Origin of the sequence: Stutzerimonas stutzeri, assembly GCF_019090095.1 — a bacterium.
Classification (GTDB): Bacteria; Pseudomonadota; Gammaproteobacteria; order Pseudomonadales; family Pseudomonadaceae; genus Stutzerimonas; species Stutzerimonas stutzeri_AN.
Genome location: NZ_JAGQFP010000002.1, coordinates 1 through 11,565, shown reverse-complemented (window position 1 = coordinate 11,565; position 11,565 = coordinate 1). Strand labels below are relative to the sequence as shown.

Below are 11,565 nucleotides of genomic sequence, written 5' to 3'. Positions count from 1 at the left end.
TTCCATAAGAGGCGTGACCGGCGTTTGGCGCCGGTCAGTGTGCCAGCAGCCTACCTGAGCTCTACCTCCGAGGCCAAGGCGCTGTCGGGGCGGATTTTACGTTCGTTGCCGAAGCGGCGGGTCAGGCCGATGCGGTCGAAGTGTTCGAGCAGCTGGATGCTGCGTTTGCGGCCGAGCTGGATCTGGTCGCGGAAGGCGGCGGCGCGGATCACGCCGGCCTGGCGTTCCATATCCAGTATCTGGTTGGCCAGTTGGCGGATGGTCGCGTCGGGGTAGAACAGGTCCTTGACCACTTGTTGCAGCTCGCCGATGCGGGACAGTTTGCGCAGCAGGTGGCGCACCCGCTCTTCCTCGATGTCCAGTTCACCGGCCAGGTCGCGGACCCAGGGCGGGTTGAAGCGGGCGGATTCTAGCAGCGGCCAGAGCCGGGCTTTCAGGGATTCCTCTTCTTCGCTCAGGCGCACCCGGTGGCCCGGCAGGTGCAACCAGGGGCCGCTGGCTTCGATCTTGCCGGCTGCCAGGGTTTGCTCCAGCAGGGCCAGGTAGACCGGACGATCCAGCTGGGGCAGCGCGTAGCGGCGCAGGCGGTCGCGGTCGGGGCCGAGCTCATCGGGTTGGGCGTCATGGAAACGCTGCAGCGCCATGACCAGGCTTTGTTCGAGGTAGTCCCAGGTACCGCGGTCGAACAGCCGTGGGCCGACCCGCGTGCTGATTTCCAGCGCCTCCTCCGGCAGGCGCCAGGTCTGCCGCGGCCGGTTGAACTGGCGCTCCAGCAAGGCGGGCTCCAGGCCGTTGATGGCGCTGGGCAGCAGCGCCGGCAGGATGTCTTCGAGGGTCTTGCCGCCGAGTGCGCGCAGCTGGGCCAGGCGCGCCTGCCGGTGTCGGTTGCGCGGCGGGGCGAAGGGGTCGAGGACCCGGCCGCCGCCGAGGGTGCGCTGCGCGGACTGGTCGCGCAGCACGACGCGGTCGCCATGCACGGCGTGGGCCGGTGCGTTGAGCAGCAGCTGCGCGTGGACGTGGCCGCCGGGCGCCAGGTATTCGCCTTCGAGCAGGGCAATCCGGCCGGTGACGTCCTGCGCGCCGAGGTGGATGTGCACCGGGGTCCAGTGCCGCAACTCGCGGGCTTCGCTGGGCAAGAGGGTGAATTCGATATCGATGCGTCGGGTGGCGGCCTGCAGTTCGGGCTTCAGCAGCCAGTCGCCGCGGTTGATCTGCTCGACGGCCAGGCGGTCGCCGGCCAGGTTGAGGGCGACCCGCTGGCCGGCGCAGGCCTGCTCCGCGGCCTGGTTCTGGGCGTGCAGCCCGCGTACCCGAACGGTTCGGCCAGCAGGACTCAGCGCCAGTTCATCGCCGATATGCACCCGGCCGGCGAACGCCGTACCCGTCACCACCACGCCGGCGCCGGTCACGCTGAAGGTTCGGTCGATGGCGAGGCGGAAATGGCCCTCTTCGCTGCGCGCGCGCACGCCCGCGGCCTGTTCGATCAGCGCGGCACGAAGCGCGTCGATGCCCTCGCCGGTGATGCTGGAGACGGGGAAGACCGGCGCTCCGGCCAGCGGGCCGGCTTGCAGCAGGGCCTCGACCTGCTGGCGCACCTCGGCGATACGCGGTGCTTCGACGCGGTCGATCTTGGTCAGCGCCACGAGTGCGCGGCGAATGCCGAGCAGCTCGACGATGGCCAGATGTTCGCGGGTCTGCGGCATCACGCCGTCGTCGGCGGCGACCACCAGCAAGACGCAGTCGATGCCACAGGCGCCGGCCAGCATGTTGTGCACGAAGCGCTCGTGGCCGGGCACGTCGATGAAGCCGGTGAGGTCGGATTCGCCCAGCGAGGCATACAGGTAGCCGAGGTCGATGGTGATGCCGCGCTGGCGCTCTTCGCGGCGGCGGTCGCCTTCCTGCCCGGTCAGGGCCTTGAGCAGTGCGGTCTTGCCATGGTCGATATGGCCGGCGGTGCCGATGATCATGACGCCAGCTCCTGCTGCAGGTGCGGCAGCTGTTCCAGCAGCGCCGGCTCGTCGTCCAGTTGCCGCAGGTCGAGCCAGAGCGCGTCGTCGGCGATCCGGCCCAGGATCGGGATCGGCAGGCGGCGCAGCGCTTCTTCCAGCTGGCGCAGGCTGCGGCCGCGCAAGCGCCTGGGTTGCAGCGCGCGAATGCACAGCGCGGCGCTGGGCAGGCGTGCCACCGGTTGTGCGCCACTGCCGATCATGCCCAGTGCGTCGCTCGCGGTGACCTGCCAGGTCTCGCCTAGGGCGCCGGCCAGTGCCGGCGCGAGCCGCTCGGCCTGTACGCGGATATCGGCCTGCGGGCGACTCAACAGGCGCAGACTGGTCAGGCGCTCGCCGAGGCGATCGGGGTCGCGGTAGAGATTGAGCACCGCCTCGAGCGCCGCCAGGGTCAGTTTGTCGACACGCAGCGCGCGCTTGAGCGGGTTCTTCTTGATCTTCTGGATAAGCTCGCGACGCCCGACGATCAGGCCCGCCTGTGGGCCACCGAGCAGCTTGTCGCCACTGAAGGTGACGATGTCGGCGCCGTCCCGCAGGGCTTCCTGCACGGTCGGCTCTTTCGGCAGACCCCAGCGGGACAGGTCGACCAGGCTGCCGCTGCCCAGGTCTTCGAGCAGCGGCAGCTCATGGGCGCGGGCGATAGCGGCCAGTTCGGCGGTGGCGACGCTGCTGGTAAAACCCTGCACGCTGTAATTGCTGGTGTGCACGCGCATCAGCAGGCCGCTGCGCGGGCCGATGGCGTTCTCGTAGTCGCGCGCATGGGTGCGGTTGGTGGTGCCGACCTCGTGCAGCTTCACGCCGGCACGGGCCATGATGTCGGGGATGCGGAAGGCGCCGCCGATCTCGATCAGCTCACCGCGCGAAATGATGCCTTCCTTGCGCGCGCCGAGGCTGTTCAATGCCAGCAGCACGGCGGCGGCGTTGTTGTTGACCACGGTGACGGCTTCGGCGCCGGTCAGCTCGCGGATCAGGCCTTCGATCAAGTCGTCGCGGTCGCCACGCTTGCCGCTGGCCAGGTCGAACTCCAGGTTCATCGGGTAGCGCGCCGCCAGGGTGATCGCCTCGATGGCTTCATCCGGTAGCAGAGCGCGGCCGAGGTTGGTGTGCAGCACGGTACCGGTCAGGTTGAATACGCGGCGTACGCGGCTGCGATGCTGGTTGGCCAGGCGTTCCCCGGCACGGCCGGCGAGTACCGCTTCGGACAGCTCCAGTGCGGCGAGCTGGCCCTGACGAGCCGGTTCGCGCAGTTCGTCGAGGAGGTCGCGCAGGGTGCCGAGCAGCGCCTCGCGGCCATAGCGCTGCTGCAGCGGCTCGCAGGCGGGGGCACGCAGTAGGCGGTCGACCGAAGGCAGGCGAGCACTGCTCATGGCTGAGGATCCGGATGGCGATACGGCATGGACGGGGCGGCGGGCGCGCGAGCCGTGCTGACGGTGCTGAACCCGGTGGCGAGGTTGCCTGGCACGCAGGACTCCAATCTTTTTTCTACTTCGCGATCAGCATAGACGCTTAATTCTTCACAGGGTTCAGCTCAGCTGGTCGGTAAATCGGCGACGTGCTTCACAGGCGTGCGCGGGCATGGCGAGGGCGATCGCGCGCGGGTGTGGCGATGAAGATTGCCGGCTGCAGGCGGCTCACCGCAGGCGTGGGTCGGGGAAGGGGCGGGTCCGTGGGCTCGGCCGTGGGGCGCCCGTCTGGTGGGGCTCGCCGTTGTGCCGGATCGGGCGGCGAATCGCAAATCGCGAATCGCAGAAATGACAAACCCGGGCTAGCCCGGGTTTGTGGGTGACCGCTGCGCGGGTCAGGCGTTCTGGCGGATACCCGCGACCAGCCATGGCTGGTTCTCGCCCTGCGCACGTTCCATGCGCCAGCTTTCGCTGAAGGGCTCGCCCTGGTCGAAGCGCGAGTTCTTCGAGACGCCGGCGAAGGTCAGGGTGGCGATGGTCTTGTCGGCCTGGTCGTCCACGCCATCGAGCTGAATCTGCAGGTCGTCGATATAGGTCGACTGGTAGGCGTCGCCAATCTCGGCGCGTTCGCGCTTGAGGAAGTCGAGCAGCTGCGGCGTGACGAACTCGGCGATCTTGTCCATCTCATTGGCATCCCAATGCTGCTGCAGCGACAGGAAGTGCTCGCGTGCCGCCGCGACGAAGTTCTGCTCGTTGAACCAGGCGGGCGCGTTGATCACGGGCGCGGCCGGAGCGGCGCTGCCACCGAAGATCGAGTGTTGCGCTGGCATCTCACGTTGCATCGGTGCGTGCCCGTGCCCGTGTCCGGCCATGGCCGGCTGCTGCTGGCGACGGCGGGCGGCAAGGAGGCGGAACAGCAGGAAGGCGATACCGCCGAAGATCAGGATGTCCATGAACTGGATGCCCTCGAAGCCATCACCCATGAACATCGAGGCGAGCAGGCCACCGGCGGCGAGGCCGGCCAATGGGCCGAGCCAGCGCGAGGCACCGCTGGCCGCGGCCGGGGTCTGGCGGCCTGCCTGCGTGGTGGTGGCCTGGGTCTGCTGGGGCGCCTGGCGAGTTTGATGGCTGGGCGCCGAGCCGAAGCTCTTGCCGCCGCCAAAGCGCTTGGCGTTGGCATCGAGGCTGAGGGTCAGGCCGATACACAGCGCCATGAAAATGCTGAGCACACGTTGCATTTGGTAGTCCTGGTCGGATGGAGATTCGGAGCAGATGGTGCACGCCCCGGTCGGGGCGCGCCAGTTGCAGAGTGTTTCGGGCTTTTGCGTCGCTGCGTTTGCCGGGTCGGATGGCAAACGCAGCGGTCTGCGGGGTTAGCGCCAGTTGTACAGCTCTTTCTCGGAGATCTCGTGCATCGGCGTGACCTGTGCCTGGAAGGCTTTCATCGATGCCCAGATGCGGCCGTTCAGCTCGCTTTGTGCGGCCAGGTCGCCGAGTACGGCGTCGGCCTGCTCGCGCATCGCATTCAGCACCTCGTCAGGGAAGCGCTTGAGCTGCGTGCCTTGCTGCTTGAGCTGCTCGAGGGCCAGGGCATTGTTGTAGACGTAGTCGTCCATCATGTCGCGGCTGGCGGCCAGCGCTGCTTCGGTGAGAATGGCGCGCAGGTCCTCGGGCAGGCTGTCGAGGGCCTTCTGGTTGACCAGCAGTTCGAGCACGGCCTGCGGCTCCTGCCAGCCCGGGTAGTAGTAGTACTTGGCGGCTTTGTGCAGGCCGAAGGCGAGGTCGTTGTACGGGCTGACCCAGTCGGTGGCGTCGATGGCGCCCGTCTGCAGCGCGGTGAACACCTCGCCGCCCGGCATGTTGACGGTGGTCGCGCCGAGGCGGCTCAGCACTTCACCGCCGAGGCCCGGGGTACGGATCTTCAGGCCCTTGAGGTCGTCGAGCGAGTTGATTTCCTTGTTGAACCAGCCGCCCATCTGCATGCCGGTATTGCCGACCACCATGGGTTTGACGCCATAGGGTGCGTAGGCCTCGTCCCAGAAGGCCTGGCCACCACCGCGGGTCAGCCAGGCGTTCATTTCGCTGGTCGACAGGCCGAACGGAACCGAGGTGAAGAACTGCGCCGTCGGCACCTTGCCTTTCCAGTAATAGGCGGCGCCATGGCCGAGTTCGGCGGTGCCGCGCGAGACGGCATCGAACACTTCGAGGGCCGGTACCAGTTCGCCGGCGGCGTAGACCTTGATGGTCAGCCGGCCATCGCTCATGGCATTGACGCGATCGGCCAACCGCTGCGCGGCGGTGCCCAGGCCCGGGTAATTCTTCGGCCAGGCGGTGACCATCTTCCAGTTGTAGGTTTGCGGCGCTTCGCTGGCAGCTGCGGCCTTCGGCTCGGGGGTGGTTTCGACCTTCTTTTCGTCTTTACAGCCAAGGAGGCTGAGCGACGCGAGCACGGCAGCGGCAACACCAAACAAGTGACGGCGTTTCATGAATGGCAATTTCCTTAGGCGATTTTATTAGTATGGGTACAGGTTGACGTAAACGTCATAGCGCTTCCAGTTTGGCATAACTGAGCATCAACCACTTGCTTCCTTCACTCTCGAAGTTGACCTGCACGCGGGCCTGGGCGCCAGCGCCTTCGAAATTGAGAATAGTGCCCTCGCCAAACAGTGAATGACGGACGCGTTGTCCGAGGTTGAACGGCGTTTCCGGCACGTTGGCACCGTCGAACAGCGAGCCCCCACTCATGCCTCGGGTATTGAAGCTGCGGCTGACGGTATTGCTCAGGCGCACTTCGCTGACCAGCGCCGGCGGCAGCTCGCGGACGAAGCGCGAGACCTTGTTGTAGGTCTCGCTGCCGTATAGCCGGCGGGTTTCGGCGTAGGTGATGATCAGCTGCTGCATGGCGCGGGTGATGCCGACGTAGGCCAGGCGGCGCTCTTCTTCGAGGCGGCCGGGTTCCTCCAGGCTCATCTTGTGCGGGAATAGTCCTTCTTCCATGCCGACCAGGAACACCAGCGGAAACTCCAGGCCCTTGGCGCTGTGCAGCGTCATCAGCTGCACGCTGTCTTCGTGGTCACCGGCCTGCTGCTCGCCGGCTTCCAGCGAGGCATGGTCGAGGAAGGCGGCCAGCGGCGTCTGCTCGTCCTCTTCGTCTTCGCTGTAGTTGTCGAAGGCGCGCGCGGCGGAGACCAGTTCCTCGAGGTTCTCCACCCGCGCCTGGGCCTTCTCGCCTTTCTCGTCGCGGTGATAGGCCAGCAGCCCCGATTGCTCGATGACCAGCTGCGCCATGTTGTGCAGCTGCATGCCTTCGACCTTCAGGGCCAGGGTGTCGATCAGCTCGACGAACCCGTTCAACGCGCTGGCGGCGCGACCCGAGACCACCTTGGTACCGACCGCCTGATGCAGCGCGGCCCACATCGAGCTGCCTTGCTGGCGGGCCAGTTGGCGGAGGGATTCGACGGTCTTCTCACCGATGCCACGCGCCGGCACGTTGATCACCCGCTCCAGCGCCGCGTCGTTGTCGCGGGTCTGGATCAGGCGCAGATAGGCCATGGCGTTCTTGATCTCGGCGCGCTCGAAGAAGCGCTGGCCGCCATAGATCCGGTAGGGGATGCGTTCGCGCAGCAGGGCTTCTTCCAATACCCGTGACTGGGCGTTGGAGCGGTAGAGGATGGCGATCTCGCTACGGGCCAGGCCTTCCTTGCGGATCGCGCTCTCGATGCTTTCGACCACGTAGCGGGCTTCGTCGTGCTCGTTGAAGGCGGCGTAGAGGCTGATCGGCTCGCCTTCGCAGCCCTCGGTCCAGAGTTCCTTGCCCAGGCGGCCCTGGTTGTTGGCGATCAGTGCGTTGGCGGCCTTGAGAATGCAGGCGGTGGAGCGGTAGTTCTGCTCCAGGCGGATGGTTTCGGCATCCGGGAAGTCTTCGCTGAACTGGTGCAGGTTCTCGACCCGCGCGCCGCGCCAGCCGTAGATCGACTGATCGTCGTCGCCCACTACCATCAGGCTCTCGCCGCCCTTGGCCAGCAGGCGCAGCCAGGCGTATTGCACGGCGTTGGTGTCCTGGAACTCGTCCACCAGGATATGGCGGAAGCGCCGCTGATAATGGTCGAGCAGGCCCGGGTTGTCGCGCCAGAGGTCCAGCGCGCGCAGCAGCAGCTCAGAGAAGTCGATCACCCCGGCGCGCGCGCAGGCCTCTTCGTAGGCCTGGTAGATGCTCAGCATGGTGGCCAGGAACAGGTCGCCGCTGGGCTGGATGTGCTTGGGCCGCAGGCCTTCGTCCTTCTGCCCGTTGATCCACCACTGGGCCTGGCGCGCCGGCCAGCGCTGCTCATCGAGGCCGAGCTCACGGATCACCCGCTTGACCAGCCGCTGCTGATCGTCGGAATCGAGGATCTGGAAGTTCTGCGCCAACTTGGCTTCCTGCCAGTGCGCGCGCAGCAGGCGATGCGCCAGGCCGTGGAAGGTGCCGACCCACATGCCCTGCGGGTTGACCTTCATCAGCTGCTCGATGCGCTGGCGCATCTCGGCGGCCGCCTTGTTGGTGAAGGTCACCGACAGGATTGAGTGCAGCGAGGCGCGTTCGACCTGATGCAGCCAGGCGATACGGTGCACCAGCACGCGGGTCTTGCCCGAGCCGGCGCCGGCGAGGACCAGGTGACGACCCAGCGGCGCGGCCACTGCCTGGCGCTGGGCATCGTTAAGGGAATTCAGGAGGAGGGAGAGATCGTCATGCATGGCGCCATTCTAGCCGGAAACCTGGCCGAGCCGCTCGTGCATTGGACGGACGCCAACGTCGCACACCTGGGGCTAGGCGTAGTCGATCACGACGCGTAGGGTCTAGCATGAGGTTTGCCGGCCAGCTAATGGTCACGATTTATACCTGAGGATAACCACGGCGCGTCTTTGGTCGGGCCGGACTATGACCGCACGCTAGCGACGTGCCATTATCCGAGGGTGCTGCAGTGTCGAGGATGCTGCCCTAGAACTAATGATAAGAACACGCGATGACCGATTCAGCACACGCCAACCCGTCTCCGGCCATTAATCTGCGCGACGCCGCTGCGTATAACCGTGCCGACATCGATCAGGCCGAACGCACCCGCCTGCTCTATGAAGGCTCGCGGCTCGCGTTGCTGCTGATGGCCCTGTCGAGCCTGGTGTTCCTGTTCGTGCTCTGGGACACCGGACCCGCGCCGAAGCTGGTGGCCTGGTCGGTCTGGACGTTCCTGCTCGCGTTGTTCCGCCTGTACCAGACCCACGCCTTCGCCAAGGCCAGCGCCGAAGCGCAGCAGCAGACCCGCTGGCTGCGATCGTTCCTGCTGGCCAGCACCGTCAGCGCCGTCACGCTCTGCTATGCCCTCGTGGAACTGGCCGTCGTTGGGACCTTCCTGCAACAGACGCTGCTGCTGGGTTCGCTGGCCTCGGTCATCGTTGCCGGGGGGGTGGCCTGCGGCGTCTCGCTACGGGCCTTCGGGACCTTCGTGATCCCCTGCTTGCTGCCGGCGGTGGCACTGCTGCTGGGCAGTGGCGAGGCGCAGCTGCAGGGCTGGGGAGTGCTCGGCGCGATCGTGCTGCTCACGCTGAGCATGATCGCCTTGCAGATGAATCGGCTGGTGAGCAACAGCCTGCAGCAGCGTATGCACAACCAACGGTTGATCCGGCGCCTGGAGAGTATGCGCAGCGAGGCCATCGCGCTGAACGGCGACCTGGCACGCGAGGTCGAGCAACGCCGTGATGCCGAGCGTCAACTGCGTGAGGCGTTCGACGGGCTCGAGCGGCGCGTGACCGAGCGCACCAGCGAGCTGCGCGAAAGCGAGGCACGCCTGACGCTGGCAATGGAGGCCAGTGAGCTGGGGATGTGGGATTGGGACCTGGCCAATGATGAAGTCCATCACTCGCGGATGGACATCATTTTCGGCGTCGGCCGCAGCGACCGGCTGCGGCTCGCCGAACAGCAGCGTCCCGATGTGCATCCCGATGACGGTGAGCGGGTCCGGCAGGACATGATCGACCACCTCAAGGGCAAGACCGACAGCTATTCGGTGCAGTATCGGGCCATGCTGACTGACGGTACGTCGATCTGGATCGAAGATCGCGGCCGGGTCACCGAGCGCGACGCCAACGGACGGGCCTTGCGCATGATCGGCACCCGTCGGGACATCAGCGAGAGCCAGCGCCAGGCCGAACAGCTGCGGCTGGCCGCAACCGTGTTCGAAGCCGCGAGCGAAGGCATGGCCATCATGGATCCCGAGTTCCGTTTGCTGGCCGTCAACCAGGCCTGCTGCAAACTGTCCGGATACACCCGTGAAGAACTGATCGGACGGAGCGTCGCGCTGCTGGCCAGCTCGGAAGACAGCCGCCAGCAATACGCGACGATTCGCGAAAGCCTGGTGCAGGACGGCAGCTGGGAAGGCGAGCTGATCGAGACCCGCAAGAACGGCGAGGTCTACCCGCAATGGGCGCAGATGCAAGTGGTACGCGATGCCCACGGCAACATCAGCAATGTGGTCGCCTTCATCTCCGACCTCAGCGTCAGGCGACAGGTCGAGGAGCGGCTGCGCTACCTCACCTATTTCGATGAGCTCACCGGGCTGGCCAATCGGACCCTGCTCAAGGAGCGCCTGCACAGTGCCTGCGAGCGCTGTCGCAGCAGCAACCGCGGGCTCGCGGTGCTCTATATCGATCTGGATCGCTTCAAGGTTCTCAACGAAAGCCTGGGGCACGAGGCCGCGGACCAGCTGCTGCACGAGGTGTCCCGGCGTCTGTCGCATACGCTCTCGGATGCCGACACCATTGCACGCCTGTCCGGCGACGAATTCGTCGCGGTACTCGACGGGTACGGCAGCCTTGCAAGCCTGGCGCACATCGCCAGCCGACTGCTCTCGCGCATCAGCAAGCCGATGCATATCGGCGATCAGGATTTGGTGGTCAGCGCCTCCATCGGCGCCAGCCTGATGCCGGACAACTCACGGGACGCGGGTTCGCTGCTGCTGCAGGCGAACATGGCCATGCAGCACGCCAAGCACCTGGGCGGTAACACGCTGCAGTTCTTTACCGAGCGCTTGCAGGCGTCGAGCCTGGAAAACCTCAAGCTGGAAAACCAGCTGCGTCGCGCACTGGACGAAGGCCAGCTGGAGGTCTTCTACCAGCCGCGGCTGAACGTGGCGGAGGACCGTCTCGATGCAGCCGAGGCGCTGGTACGCTGGCGTCATCCGCAGAAAGGGCTGATCGCCCCGGGGTTCTTCATCCCGTTGGCCGAGGAAACCGGGCTGATCATCCCATTGGGCGAGTTCGTGCTGCGCCAGGCCTGTCGCCAGGCGCGTCAGTGGCAGCTCGACGGGCTGGCGGAAATCCGCGTGTCGGTCAACCTGTCGGTCAAGCAGCTGCGCCAGGGCAACTTCGTCAGCCTCGTGAGGCAAGTACTGGATGAAACCGGCCTGCCGGCCGACCGGCTCGAACTGGAACTCACCGAAAGCCAGTTGCTGGATGACATCGACAACGCGATCGACATCAGCCGGCAGCTGCGCGTGTTCGGCGTGAAGCTGGCCATCGATGATTTCGGTACCGGCTATTCCTCGCTGAGCTACCTCAAGCGCTTCCCGGTGGACTACGTGAAGATCGATCGCTCGTTCATTTCGGAGCTGGATCAGGTCGGCGAAGACTCGGCCATCGTCCGCGCGATCATCGCCATGGTCCACAGCCTGGAGCTCAAGGTCGTGGCCGAAGGCGTCGAGACCCAGGCGCAGGCGGATTTCCTCAAGGCGCACGGCTGCGACGAGATGCAGGGCTACCTGATCAGCCGCCCCGTACCGGCCGAGGCGTTCGTCGAATTGCTGGGCTGATCGCCCGGACCAAATGCCACGCCCTTCCTTAGGGCCCTGTCGCACGCAGAGCGTGCTCCTACAGGTGGCGGCTCAGCGAGCGGGCTGAAGTCACCCTCGACATGTAGGAGCAAGCTCTGCTTGCGACCGCAACCACGCACAATCCCCGATCGCGGTCAGAGGGCTCCTGAAAAGACCCTGCATCGGCAGGACCAAATGCCACGCCCTTCCTTAGGGCCCTGTCGCACGCAGAGCGTGCTCCTACAGGTGGCGGCTCAGCGAGCGGGCTGAAGTCACCCTCGACATGTAGGAGCAAGCTCTGCTTGCGACCGCAAC

The 11,565-nt window shown here is 66.1% G+C and carries 6 protein-coding genes; 1 reads left to right on the top strand and 5 read right to left on the bottom strand.

From position 1 onward, the window contains the following. Positions 1-50: 50 nt before the first annotated feature. From selB to uvrD, 5 genes are all read right to left on the bottom strand, one after another. Positions 51-1,967: a selenocysteine-specific translation elongation factor gene (selB, locus tag KVO92_RS09735; protein WP_217475465.1), complete on the bottom strand. Its 1,917-nt coding sequence runs from the start codon at positions 1,965-1,967 to the stop codon at positions 51-53. Continuing rightward, positions 1,964-3,373 carry an L-seryl-tRNA(Sec) selenium transferase gene (selA, locus tag KVO92_RS09730; RefSeq protein WP_217475464.1) on the bottom strand — a complete coding sequence of 470 codons (1,410 nt, stop codon included), beginning with the start codon at positions 3,371-3,373 and terminating at the stop codon, positions 1,964-1,966. The genes selB and selA overlap by 4 nt, the downstream gene beginning before the upstream one ends. 431 nt (positions 3,374-3,804) lie before the next feature. Then, positions 3,805-4,647, bottom strand: coding sequence for a Tim44 domain-containing protein (locus KVO92_RS09725; RefSeq protein WP_217475463.1), 843 nt, complete (start codon positions 4,645-4,647; stop codon positions 3,805-3,807). Positions 4,648-4,782: 135 nt separating this feature from the next. Beyond that, the gene (locus KVO92_RS09720; RefSeq protein ID WP_217475462.1) at positions 4,783-5,895 is read right to left on the bottom strand and encodes a TRAP transporter substrate-binding protein; all 1,113 of its coding nucleotides are present in this window, start codon (positions 5,893-5,895) and stop codon (positions 4,783-4,785) included. Between the two features lie 55 nt (positions 5,896-5,950). Beyond that, a complete protein-coding gene (gene uvrD / locus KVO92_RS09715) occupies positions 5,951-8,143 on the bottom strand; it encodes a DNA helicase II (protein WP_217475461.1) in 2,193 nt (730 codons plus the stop codon). A gap of 269 nt (positions 8,144-8,412) precedes the next feature. Between uvrD and KVO92_RS09710 the strand changes: the two genes are divergently transcribed. Then, on the top strand, positions 8,413-11,250 hold the full coding sequence (locus tag KVO92_RS09710) for a putative bifunctional diguanylate cyclase/phosphodiesterase (RefSeq protein WP_217475460.1): 2,838 nt from the start codon (positions 8,413-8,415) through the stop codon (positions 11,248-11,250). Positions 11,251-11,565 lie beyond the last annotated feature (315 nt).

Coding starts and splice junctions, on each gene's coding strand:
- selB (WP_217475465.1), bottom strand. CDS start 1,967: ATGATCATCGGCACCGCCGGCCATATCGACCATGGCAAGACCGCACTG.
- selA (WP_217475464.1), bottom strand. CDS start 3,373: ATGAGCAGTGCTCGCCTGCCTTCGGTCGACCGCCTACTGCGTGCCCCC.
- KVO92_RS09725 (WP_217475463.1), bottom strand. CDS start 4,647: ATGCAACGTGTGCTCAGCATTTTCATGGCGCTGTGTATCGGCCTGACC.
- KVO92_RS09720 (WP_217475462.1), bottom strand. CDS start 5,895: ATGAAACGCCGTCACTTGTTTGGTGTTGCCGCTGCCGTGCTCGCGTCG.
- uvrD (WP_217475461.1), bottom strand. CDS start 8,143: ATGCATGACGATCTCTCCCTCCTCCTGAATTCCCTTAACGATGCCCAG.
- KVO92_RS09710 (WP_217475460.1), top strand. CDS start 8,413: ATGACCGATTCAGCACACGCCAACCCGTCTCCGGCCATTAATCTGCGC.